Below are 18,910 nucleotides of genomic sequence, written 5' to 3'. Positions count from 1 at the left end.
GCAACCAAAGGATCGATCATGAAATATCACAGCAACAACACTTCATCATTCGCGCGGGCGTCGTCAGTTGTCTTCACCGCCATGCTGCTGGGCGCCATGACGCAGACGTCCTTCGCCCAGGGCAAGGAAACGGCGAGCCAGCGTAGGCTGGCACAAGACCCGGTCTTCGAAGCCTCCATCACCCATCTCCAGTCCGCGCAGGATGCCGGACGGGCGACCTCACGCAGCCTGGTGCTGGCCTATCTCGCCCGTATCCGGGCCTATGATCAGCAAGGTCCTTCGCTCAACGCCATCGTCACGCTCAATCCCAAAGCGCTGGAAGAGGCAGACCAGCTCGACCGCGAGCGTCGCCAGTCAGGACCGCGCGGTCCCCTGCACGGCATACCTATCCTGGTCAAGGACAACTACGACACCGTGGACATGCCCACCACCGGCGGGACACTGGCCCTGGCCACCCTGCAGGCCCAGGCGGATGCTTTCCAGGTCAAGCGTTTGCGTGAGGCCGGCGCGGTCATCCTCGGCAAGACCACGATGCACGAATTGGCCGCCGGGGTGACCACAGTCTCCTCCCTGACCGGATTCACCCGTAATCCCTATGACCCGCGACGCGCCCCGGGAGGCTCCAGTGGTGGCACCGGTGCCGCCGTGGCGGCAAGCTTCGCTGCAGCGGGGATGGGCAGCGACACCTGTGGCTCGATCCGCATCCCGGCAGCGCATCAAAACCTGTTCGGCTTGCGCACGACGCGCGGATTGGCCAGCCGCAGCGGCGTCATGCCGCTCTCCTCGACCCAGGATGTCGCCGCCCCGCTGGCAAGGTCGGTGGAAGATCTTGCGATCATGCTGGACGCCACGGTAGGCAGCGATCCACAGGACAGCTCCACCGTGGACGCCAATGGCCACATCCCCAAGTCGTATCGGGATGGTTTGCGGGCCGACAGTCTGCAAGGGGCCAGGATCGGCGTCCTCCGCGCACTCTTCGGCGCCGCGCCCGAGGATGCGGAAGTGTCTGCCGCCATCAACAAGGCCCTGCAACAACTCAAGGACCAGGGCGCGATTGTCACCGACGTCACCATCCCGGAACTCGACGGCTTGCTCAGCGGCAGCAGCATCATTCCCTATGAATTCAAGTATGACCTGGGCGCTTATCTCCAGAGTCATCCGGGCGCTCCGGTCGGCAGCCTTGGCGAGATCTTGGCGCGGGGCATGGAGCATGAGCTGCTCGAGGCCGGCTTGCGCCTGCGTAACAGCGTGGATCTGCAGAATCCGAAAGACAAGGAGGAGCTGGAGAAGGTCATGCTTAAACGGAGCGCCTTGAAGAGCCTGATGACTGATGTCATGCAGAAAAACCATCTCGATACGCTCGTCTATCCCACCATCCAGCGCAAGGCCGCCTTGATCGGAGAGCCGCAAGGCGGCGCCATGAATTGCCAGCTGAGCGCCACCACGGGATTGCCGGCGCTTGCCTTGCCGGTCGGCTTTACCGAAGACGGCTTGCCGGTATCGCTGGAGCTGCTGGCCCCGGAATTTGCAGAGCCCGCCTTGCTCGGCCTTGCCTACGGATGGGAACAAAAGATCGGTCCACGGCGATCGCCATACAGCACACCCGCCCTGGTCGCAGGCAAAGCGCCGGGACTCAGGCGCATCAAGCCCATCGTGCTGGATCAGCCTGGCGATGCGTCGGTACGCGTAGAACTTGCCTACGACCCGGTCACCGCCCGGCTGGACTATCAGGCCAGCGCCAGGAAGGTGGCGGCGTCCGATGTGATCAGCCTGGCGCTGCAGCGCGGCGAGGCCGACAAGCCGGGACCGGTGGTCGCCAACCTGCTGCGGCAACACCAGAAGAGCGTCAAGGCATCGATCGTACTGCAGGGAAAAGACCGGGAAGCGCTGCTGGCAGGGAAGCTCTACGTGGATTTCTACACACGAAGCGCCCCCTTGGGAGCTGGACGCCAGCCACTGGTGTTGGCTGACTGAGGATGCACAGGGCCGCCGCCGGTGCTGCATGTCCCCCACATCAAGGAATACCTATGCCAGGAAGAAATCATTCGCCAGCCAGCCGCACCGCCCTGCCTGGCAAGGCAGGCCAGCAGCATCTGCGCAAGATGGCCATCGCAACGGTGGCAGCGTGCTTTGCGACATCCGGCGTGGCAATCGCCCAGCCTGTCCAGCTCGACCTTATCATTCAGAGCGATCGTATCTATGACGGCGAGCATGATGAGCCCCTATCCGGCGAGCTCGGCATTGCAGGCGACCGCATCGTCTATGTCGGCAAGGCCGATCGCTCGCGCTTCACGGCGCTGCGCGTCATCGATGCCCGCGGGGCCATCGTGGCGCCAGGGTTCATTGACGCGCATACGCACGCCGATAGAGACATGTTCACCGACGACATCAAGAAGCGGCAGGTGGATTACTTCCTCACACAGGGCGTGACGACCGCCGTCATCGGCAACGATGGCGGCGGCAGCTATGAAGTCGCCCAACAGGCCGCCTGGCTGAGCAGGCATGGGATAGGGCCGAACGCCGCCATGTATGTCGGTTTCGGCCCCATCAGGCGAAGCCAGCTCGGCGAGGCGGACCAGCAGCCCGACCAGAAGCAGCTGGAAGCGATGAAGGCCCTGGTCGCCAAGGGCATGTGCGAGGGCGCCATTGGCTTCTCAACGGGACTGTTCTATGCTCCGCAGAACTTTGCCAGCACCGGAGAGGTGATCGCCCTGGCCAAGGTTGCTGCGCAATACGGCGGCATCTACGACAGCCATATTCGCGACGAGGCCTCCTACAACGTCGGGCTTGCCGAATCGATACGGGAAGTCATCCGCATTGCCAGAGAGGCGGGCATTGCCGCCAATGTGGCCCATATCAAGGCGCTGGGAAAAAGCGTGGAAGGACAGAGCGGCGCCATCATCCGCATGATCGAGGCTGCACGTGCGCAAGGGCTGCGCATTACCGCCGACCAGTACCCTTGGCTCGCTTCCAGCACGCGGTTCTCGGCGGCGCTTATACCACCCTGGGCATTGGATGGTGGTCGCCCTGCCATGCTCAGGAGATTCGACGATCCAGCTCAGCAGCAACGCCTGCACCGCGACATTGGCGAGAACCTGCGTTTGCGCAACGGGGCCGGCGCCATCCTCTTTTCCCAGGGCAACCCCAAGTACGTCGGCAAGACGCTTGAACAGCTTGCGCAAGAGCGCAACACTGATCCGGTCAGCGCCGCCATTGAGGTTCTTCGAGATAGTGAAATCGTCATCGCCTCCTTCAACCAGAGCAATAAGGATGTGGTGGCATTCATGAAACGTCCATGGGTGATGACCTCATCCGATTCCTTCCACGGCCATCCGCGTACAGTGGCGTCGTTTGCCGAGAAGTATCACGAATATGTACGGAACCAGCACACCATCACGTTGGCGCAGTTCATCCGCAGCAGCACCTCCTATCCGGCAGACGCGCTGGGCATCGCCAGACGAGGGCGTCTGCAGCCGGGTCATTTTGCCGACGTGGTCGTGTTCGATCCCATTGCATACGCTCCGCGCGCCACCTACGTCAACAATGAAGAGCGATCGGTGGGAGTTGTTGCGACCGTGGTCAACGGCGAACTGGTTGTCGATGAGGGCAGGCTGACGAACGCCATGCCGGGGCGGCCATTGTTACGTACACCAAAGCAAGGCGCTTGTCCTCAATCCTGACTTTGGATAAACGCATAATGAATACATGAGAGCCCGATTATTATTGACCCTACAATAGTGAATTGAAGGTCTGATTCTCGGCGATCGCTGGCTACGCCGAGGTGGTTATCGACCTCCGGTGACGGCGTGCAACGTCTTCCCGATCACGTGAGCAATTTCACCTTCGCTGCACGCTCCATTGAGGGCTGAGTTGCTTCCGAAAACAAAGTGCGGAACCGAATTTACGCCGACGGCATTGGAGTTCGCAGCCTGTTGCTCGATCCGCTTGTGTTGTATTGGATCAAGCGCTATAGCACGGGCTTCATCCGCACTAAATCCGTGATCTGCAGCAAGATCAGCCAATACATCAACATCGGAGATGTTTTTCGCATCGATAAAGTATGCGTCCGTAATTGCGATGGCGAGCTGGTGCTGCGTGCGGCGCTCTCTGGCCGCCAAAATGATAGCGTGCGCCGCTTGTGTCGGATAGGCGTAACGCTGGCGGCTAAGATCCAAGTGGAACCCGGATGCGCGAGCCTCAGATTCTGGACGGGAAAATGCTGACTTTGGATCTGTCACGCCATAGCGCGTGCGCAACAAGTCGGGGATGTAGAGTCCCGTCACCGGCGCGTCCGGTAGTAAAAGAACCGGATGATGGTGAATGTCCGCCGTCAGCTCCGCAAAGCGTTCTCGAAGAACCTTGTCGAGCCGGTGCTGCCCCACAAAACACCATGGACAGGTGATCTCCGTATAGAGGTCAATTCGCAACATGATCTAAGCCGTCCTTTTAGCAGTTACCCGTACCCAACAGCATGACGGCGTTCTTCGCCGTCGTGATCATGCCGCCTTATTCAACAGGACTTGCACGGCCGCCTCAGTATTTGCGATGGCCGCCTTTGCCGCGTCCGGACCAAACACAGTACCTTCTACACACACCATTTCAACGTCGCTCAGACCAATGAAACTGAGCAGGTGCAGAAGATAGTTGCTCTGGAAGTCAAACGCTGCCCAAATTCCTTCAGAGAACACGCCGCCGGCTGCGGCAACGAGGTAGGTCTTCTTGCCAGTCAGCAAGCCCTTCGGCCCATTGTCATCATAGGCAAAAGTGACTGACGGCCATGTTACGTGATCAAACCAAGCCTTGAGCTGCGAGGAGGGGCCGAAGTTGATCATTCCCGATCCAATTACAACTATGTCGGCGGCCTTTAACTCATCCACCAACTCTTGTGCGAGCGCCACCGCCGCAACCTGGTCGGGTGTTCTGTTCTCTGGGGCTGTGAGCCGCCCCTGGATGTACGCTGAAGTGATGTGAGGAAGCGGATCTGCTATGAGATCGCGCACTTTCAGCGTTCCGGCAGAGCTAGCCTTAATGCCTTCGGCGATTTCAGTGGCAAATCTGGAAGAAAGACTGTCAGCTCCACGAGGGCTTGAAGTGATTAGCAGGACGTGCGTCATGATGACTCCCTGGTATAAAGTAAGAACTAAGTAATTTAAATAATCTGAATTACTAAACCATACTGAGGATGGTATGGTTCTCTTCGTTAATTCACAAGGAGGCACATGTATGTCACCAAGTCACATTGAGCTACCCAAAGACATGCCGTCCCCTGAGTCAGAAGGCTGCCGCGTCACCCGGGAGATCCTCGATCGCGTCGGCGACAAGTGGAGCCTTTATATCATCGCCACGCTGGCAAATGGAACTAGGCGGTTCAATGAGTTGAAGCGGGAAATAGACGGCATTTCACAACGTATGCTGACGCTGACCCTGCGAGGTCTGGAACGCGACGGGCTGATTACCCGAACGATATATCCAACGATTCCGCCGCGAGTAGATTACGAACTCACTGCGCTAGGAATGACACTGTGGGGACCAGTCATGTCGCTGGTCAAGTGGGCTGACGCAAATAAGCTGGCCATATCAGCAGCACGCGCACACTTTGATACAAAGTCCGAAACTACCTAAGGGGCCGGAAGAAGGGCCGTTTCTATCGAACATCGCCATCGAACGCGTAGCAGACATTTACATACTGACAGGAGCAGGAGCCCGAACTCTCAGAGCCTCTTTTTCGATATTTTGAATGCGCGTTATTGGCAGGCGCCCTTCAACCGTTGTGCAGCGCCTGCGATAGCATCGGACATCCTTCTCTCCGCCACTTCGTCTGAGATTGAAAAACCATTCCACAAACAAGAGTCAAAGCGATTCTTTTGAAGCGCGCCACAATAGCCGATTTTCACACCATTTTAATTTTCTTATTTCAGAGAGATGATCAAATTCTTGATCATTAGGATTGACCACTTCTGACCGAAAATTCAAAGATCACTCAACTGATTTTTTCAATCAAGTAGTCAACACAGCATCAAAATAATGGTTACCGCCCTCATCCACATACCCATTCCCAAGATGCATACCCGCTGCATTCAACAGTCGCCTGTACTCCGCCTCCCCCAGAGACAGCGATAGCTGCCCTGTCTGGATATCTCTCCATTCACATCGGATAGCCGGCGCACTAAACAGGAAGCGCCCACCTGGTCGAAGAGCTTGCGCTACCTTGTCAATCATCCCTCGTTGATCACTCTCGGAAAGGAGGAAAAGAAGTCCCACCGCCACTGCACCGTCAAACTTCCTGCCAAAAAGCGTGCTCTCCTGTATCGTTTCACAAACCGCACGCGCTTGCGGGAAGCGATCGGCGAACATCGCCAGCAGTGTTGGAGAGGCATCGATCCCAAAGACCGTCAAACCGGCATCGATTAATACCTGGGAAATCGGCACACCTGATCCGCAACCCATATCCACTACCTCGCTGCCTGTCCCAAATCCGCTAGCCCACTGTCTCACGATCTCGCTGCCGATATTGGAGCGGGCTGCTGCAAATCCAGCGGCAGCCGCCTCCCAGGCCTTTGCGTTGTCCATTGCGGGTGCTCCTTCTTCTCCGAATTATCTGGCTATTCAATCGCCGCGCCTGGCCATCAGCCAGAACAGCAACGCGATGAAGCTCACGGCGGCGCCGAGAAAACACACGCCCTGCCATCCTCTGGCCGCATAGATCGCCGTGGTGGAAATGGCGCCCAGGCCACTGCCTACCGCGTAAAACAACATATAGACGCCCACCAGCCGGCTATGCGCTTGCGGGCTGCTCCGAAAGATCAAGCTCTGGTTCGTCACATGCAAAGCCTGACCGCCCAGGTCGAGCAGGATGATCCCCGCCACCAATGCCCACAAGGAAGACTCCATCAGTGAAAGCGGCCACCATGCCAGCAGCAGCACCGCTAATGAAACCGCACTGGTGCGTTGCGCATGTCCCTGGTCTGACCATCTCCCGGCCTTCGATGCCGCCAGCGCCCCAATGACACCCACCAGTCCGAAGGCGCCGATCACGGTGTGCGAGAAATGGTAGGGGCTTGCGCTCAGCGGCAGGACCAGCGCACTCCAGAAAACATTGAAGGCGGCGAACATCAGCATTGCCAGCACGCCACGCACCTGCAGCACTTTATCATCACGCAGCAAGCACCACATCGACTTGATGAGTGTCAGATACCTCAATCCGTCCGCTTGTACCGGTATCGCCGGCAGGCGCTTCCACAATGGCCAAGCCAGGCACAGCATCATGATCGCTGCACAGAGATAGACGCCCCGCCACCCCGTGACATCGCTGACGGCGCCCGAGAACACGCGCGACAGGAGCAAACCGATGAACACGCCGCTTTGCGCCGCACCCACCACACGTCCACGTTCATCCTCTCCTGCGGCGCTTGCCGCATAGGCGATGAGCCCTTGCGTCATGGCCGTGCCCAACAGGCCGACCGCCAGCATGCCCGCCAAAAGCACATAGGAAGAACGCGCCAGTCCCACTGTCACTAGCGCACACACCAGGGCAAGCAATTGAATGCCCATCAGCATCTTGCGCGGGACCTTGTCGCCCAGCGGCACCAGCAGAAGCAAGGCAAGTGCACAGCCAAGCTGGGTGGCGGTAACGACACCGCCCACTGCCGCCTGGCTGATCTTGAAATCGTCAGACAGCGCATCCAGCAAAGGCTGCGCGTAATAAACGTTGGCCACGCTCAAGCCGCTTGCAATCGCGAACAGGAGAAGCAAGCCTTGGGATAAGGGAGGGGAAGAAGTCGCCATGCCATCAATCTGGTTCTGATTTGAAACCAGTTGAATGCTATGCCACACGATTTTAAAATGCAACCACTTTGCCATCCACACGAGCCAGGAAGAGCCATGTCAAGTCATGCGGATCACCACGAAGAACATTGCCCCGTCGCACGTAGCGTGGACGTGGTGGGAGACCGATGGGCGCTGCTGATCGTGCGGGATGCATTTGATGGGATACGCAGGTTCGGTGACTTTCAGCGTAACTTGTCGGTGTCGAAGAATATCCTGGCAGATCGCTTGCGCAAGCTCGTGGATGCCAACATTCTGGAAATGCAAGCGGCATCGGACGGGACTTCGTATCAGGAATATGTACTGACCGAAACCGGCCTCGGCCTGTTTCCACTGGTCGTGGCGCTGAGGCAATGGGGCGAGGCGCACTTGTTCAAGCGCGGTGAGAAACACTCGGTGCTCATCGATACGGACACCGGAAAGCCCGTGGCCTATATGGCGCCTATATCCAGGGATGGAAGCCACCTGAATCCGGCCCGGACGCTGGTCAGGAAAGTGAAATGAGGGTTATGGCAACGGTGACCGCAACAGATGGGCAAGACTGTCGCGCCTGTGTTCGGCAGATCAAGGTCCTCCCCGGCCTGTCAGCGAATTTTCCATGCCGGAACCTGTCTCAGAAAATAATGATATAAATAATTTATTCCTTGACAGGAGGAACGCAGTCGTTCATCCACCATCCTTGCCTAGGAGGAGAAGCACATGATTTCAGCAACAGAGGTCATCCTTAGATTGACGGTCTCGGCAGTACTGGGCAGCCTGATCGGGATCGAGCGCGAGCGTCTTTCCTGGGCGGCAGGCTTACGTACGCATATGCTGGTGAGCGTGGGCTCGACCTTGATCATGCTGGTGTCGGCCTATGGCTTTGCCAACATCCTGCAATCGGACAAGGTTGTGCTTGACCCGTCCCGCATGGCTGCCCAGGTGGTGTCGGGCATTGGCTTCCTGGGCGCAGGCTCCATCCTTCTGCGCGGCGAGATCATCCGTGGCCTCACCACCGCCGCCAGCCTGTGGACGGTCGCGGCCATCGGCTTGGCGGTAGGCGGTGGCATGTATGTGGCGGCGGTGGCGGGAACCTTCATTGTCCTCCTCATCCTGGCCGGCATGAAGCCCTTGGAGCGCCGTTTTTTCGCGGACAAGCAAAAACGGGGCGTGAAGTTCCTGGTCCTGGCGGACAGCTTCAACATGAGCCACCTGCCCACCTTGCTCGGCAGGTCCGCCGCTTGCGTCAGCAAGTTCGTCGTCAAGCGCGACCAGGATGAAAGATACGATGAAGTCTTTATCGTCTTCAGTCGCTTGTCCGAAAGAGAGTTCCAGAAAGTGATGCAGACCTTTATGCAACTCGAAGGGGTGAAATCCTTTGATCACACAGAAGTGTAGAGGGACGCACTGCAGCGGAGGGGGCCGGGCATGCCGTTGGGTGGGATACGACACGCCACCGGCAGACCGGCGCATGCAGCCCTAGCCCGCGCAAGCGGGCGAGGGCCATCCAAGCATGCCGTTCTGAAAAAGACAGCCAGGATTCAAGCCCCCAGCTCCCTGCGCACAATCTCCGCCCCTGCACTCAGTGCAGCAAGCTTCCCCCGCGCAACGTCCCGCGGCAGCGGCGCCATTCCGCAGTTGGTGCAAGGATAGAGCTTGTCCGCCTCCACAAACTGCAAGGCGCGGCGCAAGGTCGCCGCCACTTCCTCGGCGCTCTCCACCCCATGATTGGCCACATCGATGGCGCCGACCATCACCTTCTTGCCGCGAATGAGCTCGATCAGGTCCATCGGCACGCGTGCATTGTGGCACTCCAGCGAGACGATATCGATGCTGGAGGCCTGCAACCTGGGGAAAGTCTCTTCGTATTGCCGCCACTCGGAACCCAGTGTCTTCTTCCAGTCAGTGTTGGCCTTGATGCCGTAGCCATAGCAGATGTGCACCGCGGTCTCGCACTTGAGCCCTTCGATGGCGCGCTCCAGGGTGGCCACGCCCCAGTCGTTGACTTCATCGAAGAAGACATTGAAGGCCGGCTCATCGAACTGGATGATGTCCACCCCCGCCGCTTCGAGCTCGCGGGCTTCCTGGTTGAGGAGGGTGGCGAATTCCCAGGCCAGCTTTTCGCGGCTCTTGTAATGGCTGTCGTACAGGGTGTCGATCATTGTCATGGGGCCAGGCAGCGCCCACTTGATCGGCTGGTCGGTCTGGCTGCGCAGGAATCGCGCATCGTCCACGAACACCGGCTTGGGGCGCGACACGGCGCCGACCACGGTCGGCACGCTGGCGTCGTAGCGATTGCGGATGCGCACCGTCTCGCGCTTGGCGAAATCGACGCCGTCGAGGTGTTCGATGAAGGTGGTCACGAAATGCTGGCGAGTCTGTTCGCCGTCGCTGACGATGTCGATGCCGGCATGCTGCTGCTCTTGCAGCGACAGGCGCAGGGCGTCGCGCTTGGCGTCTTCGAGTTCTGCGCCTTGCAGCTTCCAGGGTGACCAGAGTTTTTCAGGCTCGGCCAGCCAGGCGGGCTTCGGCAGGCTGCCGGCGGTGGAGGTGGGCAATCTTTTTTTCACGGTGGAAGACCTTGTAGATGGAGAGATCAATGGGCGTAGCTGGCCGACCACTGGTCGAGCAGGGCCTGGTAGGGCTTGATGAAGTGTTCCTCGGCAAACCGGCCCTGCTCGATTGCCAGGCGGCTGCGCTCTTCGCGGTCATAGACGATGCGCGTGAGGGAATAGTCCTGGTGCTTCAGGCTGGGCTGGTAGGTCTTGCCGGCGGCGGAATTGGCGTTGTAGATCTCGGGGCGATAGATCTTCTGGAAGGTCTCCATCGTGCTGATGGTGCTGATCAGTTCCAGGTTGGTGTAGTCGCTGAGCAGATCGCCGCTGAAGTAGAACGCCAGCGGCGCGGCGCTGTCGGGTGGCATGAAGTAGCGCACCTTCAGGCCCATCTTGCCGAAGTAGGCGTCGGTCAACGAATATTCATCCTGCAGGTACTCCACGCCCAGCACCGGATGCAGATTTTCGGTGCGATGGTAGGTCTTGCTGCTGGCCACGCTCAGGCAGATCACGGGCGGCTTGCTGAAGTGCGCCTGGTAGGCCTGCGACTGCACGAAGCGCTTGAAGAGCTTGCCATGCAGCTCGCCAAAATGCTCCGGCACGCTGAAGTCGGGCTGGCCGCGGGTGTGCTCCAGCAGCACGACGCTGAAGTCGTAATCGCGCACGTAGGATGAAAAGTTATTGCCGACGATGCCCTCGATACGCTCGCCGGTCTTGTGGTCGACGATGCTGGTCTTGAGCACCTCGATGAGTGGCAGCGCCTGGGCGTGGTCTTCGCCCGCAAAGCCCATCTCGACGGAGATGATGTCCAGCTCCACGGCGTAGCGGTCGCCCTTGGGATTGTCCCAGTGCGCCAGCGCGTTGAAGCGGTTGTTGATCATGCGGAAGGTGTTGCGCAGGTTTTCCTGGCGCTGCGCCCCACGGGCCAGATTGGCGAAGTTGGTGGTGATGCGGGTGTTGTCGGCGGGACGATAGTCCTCGTCGAAGCAAATGCGCTTGATGGCAAACGACAAATCTTTATCCATGATGATCCGGCCCCGTGATTGCTGAACTCGAGTCCGCGCCTTGCCGGGCTGCCCTGCCTGCATGGGCAGACCGGCAAGGGCTGACTCGAGGTGGTCAATGTGTGGGGTGAATTCTATGCGGATGCAATCATGAATAAAAATGATTTGATCTCATTGATCCATTATATTTGCTCATACATTGGCTTCATCCGGCGCCAGGCTTTACCCGCGCAGGGCGGCCTCAGGCGGTCAACACCACCTTGCGGCAGTCTTCCAGCTTGTCGTTGAAGATCTGGTAGCCGCGCGCGGCGTCTTCCAACGGCAGGCGGTGGGTGATGATGGCGTCCGGGCGCAGACGGCCTTCCTCGATGCTGGCCAGCAGTTCGGGCATGTAATGCTGGACATGGGTCTGGCCGGTCTTGACGGTGACGCCCTTCTCGAAGATGTCGCCGAACAGGAAACCATGGATGAAGCCGGCATACACGCCCGGCACGCTGATGACCCCGCCGCGCCGCACCGAGGCGATGCAATGACGCAGCGCCTGGCCGCTGCTGCCCTCCAGCTTCAGCGTGGTCATGGCGGTCTCCAGCACGCTGCCCTTGGCTTCGAAGCCGACCGCATCGATCACGCCATCCACGCCGCGCCCGGCGGTATTGGCGATGATGTACTCCGCCGGATCAACCTGGTCGAAATTGACGGGAATGACGTCGTACTGCTCCTGGGCAAAGCGCAGCCGGTAGGCGTGGTGATCGACCATGAAGATCCTTTCCGCGCCCAGCATGCGCGCCGATGCCGCCGCCATCTGGCCGACCGGTCCGGCGCCGTAGATGGCGACGCTGGAGCCTTCACGTACGCCGGCGTTCTTCACGGCCTGATAGCCGGTAGGGAGGATATCGCTCAGGAACAGCACCTGCTCATCGGCCAGCGCCGAGTCGATGCGGATCGGTCCGACGTCGGCCTTGGGCACGCGCACGTATTCGGCCTGTCCGCCGGGCATGCCACCATACAGGTGGCTGTAGCCGAACATGGCGGCGCCGGAACGAATGCCCTTGGCATTCATCAACGCGCCGCGGTCGGGGTTGGTGGTTTCGCAGGCGGCGTAGAGATGCTGGTCGCAGAAGAAGCACTGCCCGCAGGCAATCACGAAGGGCACCACGACGCGGTCGCCTTTCTTGAGGCGCTTGATCGCCGGTCCCGCTTCCACCACCACGCCCATGAATTCATGGCCGAGGATGTCGCCAGCCTTGGTGGCGGGGATCTTGCCCCGGTACAGGTGCAGGTCGGAGCCGCAGATGGCGGTGGCGGTGACCTTGAGGATGACGTCGTCGGCTTCCTGGATGATCGGGTCGGGTACCGTCTCGACCCGGACATCGTGGGCGGAATGATAGAGCAAGGCGCGCATGGCGTCTCCTTCTCGGCAATGGGTTGATCTGGTGCGGAACCGCGCCTGCCTTACTGCGGCGAGCGGGCCTGCTCCTGCACTACATCGAACTCGGGCTTGGCGATTTCCTTGTTGGCGTGATCGGTGCTGGTCTCGCGGTTCTCGACGTGGTCGCTGCGCGCCTGGCGGGCGGTGGCGTCCGACGAGGATTGCGCCGGACTGGGGTTGGCCCGGGTGGGGAGTTTGGATTCGATGGCCATGACACGAGCTCCTGGGTGCGTGAGGGAAAAAGGATGCCAATACAAACGGCCGCGCGCGGCGGCCGTTCGCTAGGCGTCAAGTGGCGCGGGCAAGGCATCACTTGCTGTTCTTGTGGCTTTGCTGGCCAGCCTTCACGTGCTGCTCATGCGAACCGCCCTGGGAAGAGCCGCCAGCGCTGGCCGACTTGCTGCCGCTGCCGGAGGAGGAACCGGGGGAGTTCTTGTGGCTCTGCTGTCCTGCCTTGACGTGCTGTTCGTGGCTGCCGCCGCGGGTATGTTCGCTAGACATGTGCTATCTCCTTGCTCGGTTGAATAGAAGGGTCGTCCTGGTCTGCCAGTGACCCGAAGGCCCGCCGCAGTCAGCATGCGCTGGCCGCGGCCGTGCGCCTTCGGTATCAAGAGTAGGGAGCTTGGAACCGTGCAGCCATCAGCGAGGCCCGCCATGCGGTGTCGGCCAGCGCTGACGGACACGTCAGTCCGCTTTGATGAGCGCATCGCCGCGGGCCGATTCCGGCATGGACGTCAGAGGAAGGCGCGATGGGATCTGCAGGCTGGCCGACATACCCGAGCGGTCGGGGGCGCTAGGATCATGATGCGAATTTGATACGAATCGATGCGAATCGATGCGAATCGACGCGAACTACGCATCGCGCCTTTCCATCCCCATTTTTCCTAGCCAAGGAGGACAGCATGAGCGACGCCATCAACAAGCACACCCACGGCGAACACACCTCGGGACCGCAGGATCTGCAACCGCAACCGGCGGGCGAACACAATGCCCACAGCGGCAGCAATGAACGCGACCTGCGCGGCGGCGGTGAGCGTTATGCACCGGGTGACAGCCGCGAATACGGCTCGAAGAACAAGCCCGAGGGAGAGAACTATTCCGACCTGGACCTGCGTGAGAATAGTCCGCAACTGTAATTGCCCGACGGCATCGGACGCCGTCGCCCACCTGGCGGCGGCTGTCCGGCTTCATTCCTCACGGTCGAATTCGGCCAGCACCATCTCCACTTGCAGGCACTGCAGCTTGAGTTCCTTGATGGCGCGCCGGTAGCGCTTGAAGTGCTTGCGGTCGGGCAGCCCTTCGCTGCCTTTGCTGAGTCTGACTACATCGTGGACGATCACCTGCAGGATGCCGGCCGCCTGTTCGTGGGAGGCCTTGAGCCGGTTCACGCCTTCGATCAGTGCTTGCTTCTTCTTCATTGTTATTCCCAGTACAGTAGGCTCAACATCGAACAGGCAATGGAGTGCTTTGCCTGTCTTTTGTTCCGCAGCGGCACGGTCCCGCCGCAGCTGACTCTTCCATCCCTGACGCTGATTCCAGTCCTGCGCTCATCCATTCCCGGCGCATGGGCGTGAGGCGCGCGGCGCGTTTGCTGGCGCCGCTTTTCTCCCCTGTAGCGCTTGTATCGCCGAGCTCCGACGACGATGATGAAAGTTCGTCACAAGGAGAACACGATGAATAGAGAACAGCATTTCCTCAACAGTCTCGACGCCCTGCGTTCGGCAAGCCGGCAAGCCCATGACGCCCTGGAGACCGTGGGCGGCATCGAGAACTCACGCGTAGTCGACCTGAACGAACGCCGCCACGCCATCCACGCGTTCCGCATGCGCCTGGCCGAGATGAAGTGGATGTGCCTGCAGATGGAGATCGTCCTGTCGGAGGCGCCCTTTACCCGCAATGCTTGCAACGACGGTCGCGCATAGAACTCATTTCATAAATAGGCGTGAGATGCGTTCTGCCCAGAAAGGGCGCTGGCAAGGCGCGCGACGCGTCGTGTGGCGGTGCCACACGCAAGGAGCGCAACGCGGCCAGCGCCCTTTCTGGGCAGAACCCGGAGGGAGCGGCCCGTTTGGGCGAATTGCTGCGTTACGAATTTGGGTCAAGACGCCCAGTCTTGACCCAAATTCGCGCCTTGCACTTCATCCCAAACGGGACTCGCTCGCACTCACGCCTATTTATGAAATGAGTTCTAGGCTCTTCTTCAGCGACTCTGGCAAGACTGACAGTAGTCGCCACCCCTCAGTCGAGCGCTGCACCGATATGGCTGGCGCAAGGCTATCCCTAAGATGAGGACTCGTAGGGCAGTGACGGCCCTGCGGTTTTTTCCACCCTCATGACATTAGGAGATACATCATGGCAAACCAGAACCAAGGCTCGACCAGCAACCGCGGCTTCGCTTCGATGGATGAAAACAAGCAGCGCGAGATCGCCAGCCAGGGCGGCAAGGCCGCCCACGAAAAGGGCACCGCCCACGAGTTCACTTCGGAAGAGGCGCGTGAAGCCGGCCGCAAGGGCGGCCAGAACAGCCATGGCGGTGGCAACCAGGGCGGCAACAACGGCTAATTCCCTTAGCTGCATGCCTCTGGCAGAGGACCCTGCGGGGTCCTCTTTCTTTTTCTCCGGCCCTCTTGCCTGCTCGCCCTTTTTTCCTATCCCACCCTTCCCATCATTGCATCCAGCAAGGAGATCAGCATGACCGTCAAGACCCTCAAGGACCTGTTCATCCATAGCCTGTCGGACGTCTACAGCGCCGAGAAACAACTGACCCGCGCGCTGCCGCGCCTGGCGCGCGCGGCCACCCTGCCTGAATTGCGCCAGGCCTTCGAGCAGCACCTGGAAGAAACCCAGGGGCAGATCGAACGCATCGACCGCCTGGTGGAAGGCAGCGAACTGCGCCTCAAGCGCATCAAGTGCGTTGCCATGGAAGGCCTGGTGGAAGAAGGCCGCGAAGAAATCGATGAGATCGAGAAGGGCGCTGTTCTTGATGCCGCCTTGATCGGCGCAGCCCAGAAGGTGGAGCACTACGAGATCGCCGCCTATGGCACCCTGTGCGCGCTGGCGCGCCAGTTGGGGCTGGACGATGCGGCCCGCCTGCTCGACGAAACCCTGCAGGAAGAAAAGGCCACCGACGAAAAGCTCAGCGCCCTGGCGCTGCAGAAGGTCAACGAAAAGCTGGCCGCCTGATTTCTCCGGCCTGCGCGCAGCAGCCCGTCCGTGTCCTCACGGCGGGCTATTTTTTTACTTATTTTTTAGCTCGACAGGGCGAACAGATTGCCTCTTCCCTGTGCGGGCAGCCGTCCATGGATGCTCGCCAGCAGGCTGCGCAGCTCGGCGCGATAGTCGAGCACCACCGCACGGTTGCAATACGGACTCCACGATGGATCGACCACCCCGGACTGTTCCTGGGTGCGCGTATCGGCCGCCGCATTCAGCCGGGTCTGGCGCGCCAGTACCAGGCTGGTGCGCAGATCGATCAGGGTCGAGGCCACCGTCCAGTACTTGCGGCGTGCGCTCCATTCCACGCCACAGGCTGTGCAGATCAGCGCCAGCCTGGCGCGTACGTTCTTGTGCACCAGCGCTTGCGGCCCCTCGCTCCAGGTGCTGCCGAAGAGCAGCGGGCCGGCATGGTTGAGGTAGGCTTCCAGGCACAGCGACAACATCAGCAAGGCCGACAGGAACACCCAGCGCGAGCTGGCTTCGTCTTCACCCGCCTTGCGGATGAGCACGTCTGCGCCATGCCAGAGTTCGGCATAGGTCAGCGGGGGTTCCGGTGGATCGAAGGGGGTGTCCCTGTCCTGGTCTTGCATGGTGAATCGTCCTCATTGATAGGCAGTGCGGCGGCGTGTCCACGCCGCCGCGTGAGCGCCGGCGAAGGGGTCAGGACAGCGCCGTATCCAGCACCATCATCAGCACGAAGCCGGCGATGAGGCAGCAGGTCGCTGCCAGTGCATCGTGGCGACGATGCGGATCGGGAATGACTTCGTGGGCCAGCACGAACAGCATGGCGCCGGCGGCGCCGCCCAGCGCCCACGGCAACAGCGCCGACGACAAAGCCACCACGGCCGCGCCCGCCACGGCCGCCAGCGGCTCCACCAGACCGGAGAGGATGCCGCAGCCGATGGCGTCGGCCCGCGAATAACCGATCCCGCGCAGGGCCGTGGCCACGATCATGCCCTCGGGGATATCCTGCAAGGCGATGCCGAAGGTCAGCACCGAGGCCTGCTCGGCCGGCACGCCGCCATAGGCCACGCCCACGGCCAGGCCTTCGGGCAGGTTGTGCAATCCCACCGTCAGTACGAACAGCCAGACCCGCCGCAGCGCCGCCTGCCGCGCGGCGTCGTCATGCCCTTGGCCGGCGCGCTGCAACAGCAATACCAGCAAGGCGCCGGCCACCACGCTGGCGCCGATGACCAGGCTGGCCTGGCCCTGCCCCATGCCGGCAGTGCGCACACTTTGCAAGGCTGGAAGGATGAGCGAGAAGACCGACGCCGCCAGCATCACGCCGGCGCCGAAACCGGTGCAGCAATCAGCCATGCGTGCAGAAAAACGGCGCGAGAAAAACAGCGGCAGGGTGCCTGCCGCAGTGGCGGCAGCGGCGGCCATGCCGCCACAGTAGGCGTGCCAGATGCGCGGATCGCGCACGCTCCACCAGCCCATGGCTGCACAGGCCAGCGTCAGGGCCAGCGCGACCATGGGCCAGCGGATGGGCATGCGGTGCTCCGCTGCCAGGCCAGCAGCACCCGCCGGAGCCGCCATGGCGGCGGACGTGGCGGCGCTGCTGGCCGACGGCTTGAAATCCTCGAACATGATGCTCCCGGGAGTAAAGAGGGACGACTGAGAGGTACGGCTAAGGTGCTGCTGGCGTACGGTTGGTGTACCGGCGCATGATCCCAGCAGTCTAGCCAAGGCCCGCGTGCTGTCCCATCGGACTAACACTGAATCACCCGCTCATCGCCCTCTGACGCGCACGGCCGCGCTAAGGATGTCCGACATGCCGATGCGCGGCTCGCCACCGGCAGTTTTCCGCAGCGCCCGATGGTATGGCTGAGCACCTGCGGCCTAGCATCGTCTCTGAGCTGGATGCGGCGCGGCGATCCCTGCGATCCGCTGCGCGTGGTCCGGCCACTCCCCAACTCGACGCACTCTCATCCCCAACCCCGACAAGGAGACGGACATGTTTGCCCACAACAAACGCCTGCAATACACCGTGCGTGTGGCTGCGCCCAACCCCGGCCTGGCCAATCTGATGCTGGAACAATTCGGCGGCCCGCAGGGCGAGCTGGCGGCGGCCTGCCGCTACTTCACCCAGGCCCTGGCCGAGGATGATCCCGGTCGCAAGGACATGCTCTTCGACATTGCCACCGAAGAACTGAGCCACCTCGAAGTGATCGGCAATATCGTGGTCATGCTCAACAAGGGCGCCAAGGGCAAGCTCGCCGAAGGCGTGGAAGAAGAAGGCCTGCTCTACAAGGACATCACCGCCGCCGGCAACGACAGCCACGTCACCCAGGTGCTGTACGGCGCCGGTGCGCCGCTGGTCAATTCGGCCGGGGTGCCGTGGAGCGCCGCCTATATCGACACCATCGGCGAACCCACTGCCGACCTGCGCTCCAACATCGCCGCCGAAGCGCGCGCCAAAATCGTCTATGAGCGCCTGATCAATCTCACCGACGACCCGGGCGTGAAGGAGGCGCTGGGCTTCCTGATGACGCGCGAGATCGCGCACCAGAAGTCCTTCGAAAAGGCGCTCTATGCCATCCGTCCCAATTTCCCTCCCGGGAAGATGCCGGGCGATCCGCGCTTCTCGCGCGTCTACGTCAACCTCTCGCAAGGGCTGGGCGAACAGACCGGGCCGTGGAACGACGGCAAGCAATGGGAACGCCTGGACGGCGCCGATGCGCTCACTCCCGTCGATGGCGGTGACGGCCAGGCCAGCGTGGAGCTGAGCGCCGACGAGCAGGCCGTGCTGGACCAGCTGGCCGCCCGCACCGCCTCGGCCCAGGACGGCGAACCGCTGACCGGCGCCGAGCTGGGCTCTGCCGATCCGGAGATGAACCTCAAGGCCAAGAAGCCCTGACAGCCTTGAGTGGCTTCAGCTGAGTTCCCTCAGCTGAGTTTCC

The 18,910-nt window shown here is 61.0% G+C and carries 22 protein-coding genes; 10 read left to right on the top strand and 12 right to left on the bottom strand.

The annotated features are described in order from the left end of the window. The first annotated feature begins 18 nt into the window (after positions 1–18). Both ACP92_RS02850 and ACP92_RS02845 read left to right on the top strand, forming a co-directional pair. Complete coding sequence (locus ACP92_RS02850) at positions 19–1,974, top strand: amidase (RefSeq protein ID WP_013232606.1); 1,956 nt, start codon at positions 19–21, stop codon at positions 1,972–1,974. A gap of 53 nt (positions 1,975–2,027) precedes the next feature. Further along, the gene (locus tag ACP92_RS02845) at positions 2,028–3,680 is read left to right on the top strand and encodes an N-acyl-D-amino-acid deacylase family protein (RefSeq protein WP_013232605.1); all 1,653 of its coding nucleotides are present in this window, start codon (positions 2,028–2,030) and stop codon (positions 3,678–3,680) included. A gap of 105 nt (positions 3,681–3,785) precedes the next feature. Here ACP92_RS02845 and ACP92_RS02840 read toward each other — a convergent pair whose 3' ends face one another. After that, a complete protein-coding gene (locus ACP92_RS02840) occupies positions 3,786–4,430 on the bottom strand; it encodes a DsbA family oxidoreductase (protein ID WP_013232604.1) in 645 nt (214 codons plus the stop codon). Between the two features lie 66 nt (positions 4,431–4,496). Then, positions 4,497–5,114, bottom strand: a complete 618-nt coding sequence (locus ACP92_RS02835) for an FMN-dependent NADH-azoreductase (protein ID WP_013232603.1) — start codon at positions 5,112–5,114, stop codon at positions 4,497–4,499. Positions 5,115–5,223: 109 nt separating this feature from the next. Here ACP92_RS02835 and ACP92_RS02830 point away from each other — a divergent pair, with 109 nt between their 5' ends. Continuing rightward, positions 5,224–5,622: a winged helix-turn-helix transcriptional regulator gene (locus ACP92_RS02830; RefSeq protein WP_013232602.1), complete on the top strand. Its 399-nt coding sequence runs from the start codon at positions 5,224–5,226 to the stop codon at positions 5,620–5,622. 375 nt (positions 5,623–5,997) lie between these two features. Here the strand turns inward: ACP92_RS02830 and ACP92_RS02825 are convergent, their stop codons facing one another. Both ACP92_RS02825 and ACP92_RS02820 read right to left on the bottom strand, forming a co-directional pair. Then, entirely contained in the window at positions 5,998–6,570 is a 573-nt protein-coding gene (locus ACP92_RS02825) for a class I SAM-dependent DNA methyltransferase (protein WP_013232601.1), read from the bottom strand. 36 nt (positions 6,571–6,606) lie between these two features. Next, the gene (locus ACP92_RS02820; protein WP_013232600.1) at positions 6,607–7,785 is read right to left on the bottom strand and encodes an MFS transporter; all 1,179 of its coding nucleotides are present in this window, start codon (positions 7,783–7,785) and stop codon (positions 6,607–6,609) included. 96 nt (positions 7,786–7,881) lie between these two features. Here ACP92_RS02820 and ACP92_RS02815 point away from each other — a divergent pair, with 96 nt between their 5' ends. Both ACP92_RS02815 and ACP92_RS02810 read left to right on the top strand, forming a co-directional pair. Then, positions 7,882–8,328, top strand: coding sequence for a winged helix-turn-helix transcriptional regulator (locus ACP92_RS02815; protein WP_013232599.1), 447 nt, complete (start codon positions 7,882–7,884; stop codon positions 8,326–8,328). A gap of 195 nt (positions 8,329–8,523) precedes the next feature. Beyond that, positions 8,524–9,201 carry an MgtC/SapB family protein gene (locus ACP92_RS02810; RefSeq protein ID WP_013232598.1) on the top strand — a complete coding sequence of 226 codons (678 nt, stop codon included), beginning with the start codon at positions 8,524–8,526 and terminating at the stop codon, positions 9,199–9,201. A 143-nt stretch (positions 9,202–9,344) separates the two neighbouring features. Here the strand turns inward: ACP92_RS02810 and ACP92_RS02805 are convergent, their stop codons facing one another. The 5 genes from ACP92_RS02805 to ACP92_RS02785 form a co-directional block, all read right to left on the bottom strand. Further along, positions 9,345–10,373, bottom strand: a complete 1,029-nt coding sequence (locus tag ACP92_RS02805; protein ID WP_013232597.1) for a methionine synthase — start codon at positions 10,371–10,373, stop codon at positions 9,345–9,347. A gap of 26 nt (positions 10,374–10,399) precedes the next feature. Beyond that, positions 10,400–11,383, bottom strand: coding sequence for a DUF1852 domain-containing protein (locus ACP92_RS02800; RefSeq protein ID WP_013232596.1), 984 nt, complete (start codon positions 11,381–11,383; stop codon positions 10,400–10,402). A 220-nt stretch (positions 11,384–11,603) separates the two neighbouring features. Further along, entirely contained in the window at positions 11,604–12,764 is a 1,161-nt protein-coding gene (locus ACP92_RS02795; RefSeq protein WP_013232595.1) for a zinc-dependent alcohol dehydrogenase, read from the bottom strand. A gap of 50 nt (positions 12,765–12,814) precedes the next feature. Continuing rightward, positions 12,815–13,003 carry a hypothetical protein gene (locus ACP92_RS02790; RefSeq protein WP_041310093.1) on the bottom strand — a complete coding sequence of 63 codons (189 nt, stop codon included), beginning with the start codon at positions 13,001–13,003 and terminating at the stop codon, positions 12,815–12,817. A gap of 97 nt (positions 13,004–13,100) precedes the next feature. Beyond that, a complete protein-coding gene (locus ACP92_RS02785; protein WP_041310090.1) occupies positions 13,101–13,292 on the bottom strand; it encodes a hypothetical protein in 192 nt (63 codons plus the stop codon). A 401-nt stretch (positions 13,293–13,693) separates the two neighbouring features. Here ACP92_RS02785 and ACP92_RS02780 point away from each other — a divergent pair, with 401 nt between their 5' ends. After that, a complete protein-coding gene (locus ACP92_RS02780) occupies positions 13,694–13,927 on the top strand; it encodes a hypothetical protein (RefSeq protein WP_041310087.1) in 234 nt (77 codons plus the stop codon). 51 nt (positions 13,928–13,978) lie between these two features. Here ACP92_RS02780 and ACP92_RS02775 read toward each other — a convergent pair whose 3' ends face one another. Continuing rightward, entirely contained in the window at positions 13,979–14,209 is a 231-nt protein-coding gene (locus ACP92_RS02775) for a hypothetical protein (RefSeq protein ID WP_041310084.1), read from the bottom strand. Between the two features lie 255 nt (positions 14,210–14,464). Between ACP92_RS02775 and ACP92_RS02770 the strand changes: the two genes are divergently transcribed. The 3 genes from ACP92_RS02770 (at position 14,465) to ACP92_RS02760 (ending at position 15,974) form a co-directional block, all read left to right on the top strand. Then, positions 14,465–14,713 (top strand): hypothetical protein, encoded by a 249-nt coding sequence (locus ACP92_RS02770; RefSeq protein WP_041310081.1) that lies wholly within the window; start codon positions 14,465–14,467, stop codon positions 14,711–14,713. Positions 14,714–15,143: 430 nt separating this feature from the next. Beyond that, positions 15,144–15,353, top strand: coding sequence for a KGG domain-containing protein (locus ACP92_RS02765; protein ID WP_013232591.1), 210 nt, complete (start codon positions 15,144–15,146; stop codon positions 15,351–15,353). Between the two features lie 129 nt (positions 15,354–15,482). Further along, a complete protein-coding gene (locus ACP92_RS02760) occupies positions 15,483–15,974 on the top strand; it encodes a YciE/YciF ferroxidase family protein (protein WP_013232590.1) in 492 nt (163 codons plus the stop codon). 65 nt (positions 15,975–16,039) lie between these two features. On the opposite strand, the gene ACP92_RS02755 is transcribed toward ACP92_RS02760, so the two are convergent. Both ACP92_RS02755 and ACP92_RS02750 read right to left on the bottom strand, forming a co-directional pair. After that, positions 16,040–16,597 (bottom strand): hypothetical protein, encoded by a 558-nt coding sequence (locus ACP92_RS02755; RefSeq protein WP_013232589.1) that lies wholly within the window; start codon positions 16,595–16,597, stop codon positions 16,040–16,042. Between the two features lie 70 nt (positions 16,598–16,667). Then, positions 16,668–17,597: a ZIP family metal transporter gene (locus ACP92_RS02750; protein WP_013232588.1), complete on the bottom strand. Its 930-nt coding sequence runs from the start codon at positions 17,595–17,597 to the stop codon at positions 16,668–16,670. A gap of 367 nt (positions 17,598–17,964) precedes the next feature. On the opposite strand from ACP92_RS02750, the gene ACP92_RS02745 reads away from it, so the two are divergent. Next, positions 17,965–18,867: a manganese catalase family protein gene (locus tag ACP92_RS02745; RefSeq protein ID WP_013232587.1), complete on the top strand. Its 903-nt coding sequence runs from the start codon at positions 17,965–17,967 to the stop codon at positions 18,865–18,867. Positions 18,868–18,910: the final 43 nt, after the last annotated feature.

Source organism: Herbaspirillum seropedicae (genome assembly GCF_001040945.1).
GTDB lineage: Bacteria > Pseudomonadota > Gammaproteobacteria > Burkholderiales > Burkholderiaceae_D > Herbaspirillum > Herbaspirillum seropedicae.
This window is presented reverse-complemented; position numbering and strand designations above follow the sequence as displayed.

Coding starts and splice junctions, on each gene's coding strand:
- ACP92_RS02850 (WP_013232606.1), top strand. CDS start 19: ATGAAATATCACAGCAACAACACTTCATCATTCGCGCGGGCGTCGTCA.
- ACP92_RS02845 (WP_013232605.1), top strand. CDS start 2,028: ATGCCAGGAAGAAATCATTCGCCAGCCAGCCGCACCGCCCTGCCTGGC.
- ACP92_RS02840 (WP_013232604.1), bottom strand. CDS start 4,430: ATGTTGCGAATTGACCTCTATACGGAGATCACCTGTCCATGGTGTTTT.
- ACP92_RS02835 (WP_013232603.1), bottom strand. CDS start 5,114: ATGACGCACGTCCTGCTAATCACTTCAAGCCCTCGTGGAGCTGACAGT.
- ACP92_RS02830 (WP_013232602.1), top strand. CDS start 5,224: ATGTCACCAAGTCACATTGAGCTACCCAAAGACATGCCGTCCCCTGAG.
- ACP92_RS02825 (WP_013232601.1), bottom strand. CDS start 6,570: ATGGACAACGCAAAGGCCTGGGAGGCGGCTGCCGCTGGATTTGCAGCA.
- ACP92_RS02820 (WP_013232600.1), bottom strand. CDS start 7,785: ATGGCGACTTCTTCCCCTCCCTTATCCCAAGGCTTGCTTCTCCTGTTC.
- ACP92_RS02815 (WP_013232599.1), top strand. CDS start 7,882: ATGTCAAGTCATGCGGATCACCACGAAGAACATTGCCCCGTCGCACGT.
- ACP92_RS02810 (WP_013232598.1), top strand. CDS start 8,524: ATGATTTCAGCAACAGAGGTCATCCTTAGATTGACGGTCTCGGCAGTA.
- ACP92_RS02800 (WP_013232596.1), bottom strand. CDS start 11,383: ATGGATAAAGATTTGTCGTTTGCCATCAAGCGCATTTGCTTCGACGAG.
- ACP92_RS02795 (WP_013232595.1), bottom strand. CDS start 12,764: ATGCGCGCCTTGCTCTATCATTCCGCCCACGATGTCCGGGTCGAGACG.
- ACP92_RS02790 (WP_041310093.1), bottom strand. CDS start 13,003: ATGGCCATCGAATCCAAACTCCCCACCCGGGCCAACCCCAGTCCGGCG.
- ACP92_RS02785 (WP_041310090.1), bottom strand. CDS start 13,292: ATGTCTAGCGAACATACCCGCGGCGGCAGCCACGAACAGCACGTCAAG.
- ACP92_RS02780 (WP_041310087.1), top strand. CDS start 13,694: ATGAGCGACGCCATCAACAAGCACACCCACGGCGAACACACCTCGGGA.
- ACP92_RS02775 (WP_041310084.1), bottom strand. CDS start 14,209: ATGAAGAAGAAGCAAGCACTGATCGAAGGCGTGAACCGGCTCAAGGCC.
- ACP92_RS02770 (WP_041310081.1), top strand. CDS start 14,465: ATGAATAGAGAACAGCATTTCCTCAACAGTCTCGACGCCCTGCGTTCG.
- ACP92_RS02765 (WP_013232591.1), top strand. CDS start 15,144: ATGGCAAACCAGAACCAAGGCTCGACCAGCAACCGCGGCTTCGCTTCG.
- ACP92_RS02760 (WP_013232590.1), top strand. CDS start 15,483: ATGACCGTCAAGACCCTCAAGGACCTGTTCATCCATAGCCTGTCGGAC.
- ACP92_RS02755 (WP_013232589.1), bottom strand. CDS start 16,597: ATGCAAGACCAGGACAGGGACACCCCCTTCGATCCACCGGAACCCCCG.
- ACP92_RS02750 (WP_013232588.1), bottom strand. CDS start 17,597: ATGTTCGAGGATTTCAAGCCGTCGGCCAGCAGCGCCGCCACGTCCGCC.
- ACP92_RS02745 (WP_013232587.1), top strand. CDS start 17,965: ATGTTTGCCCACAACAAACGCCTGCAATACACCGTGCGTGTGGCTGCG.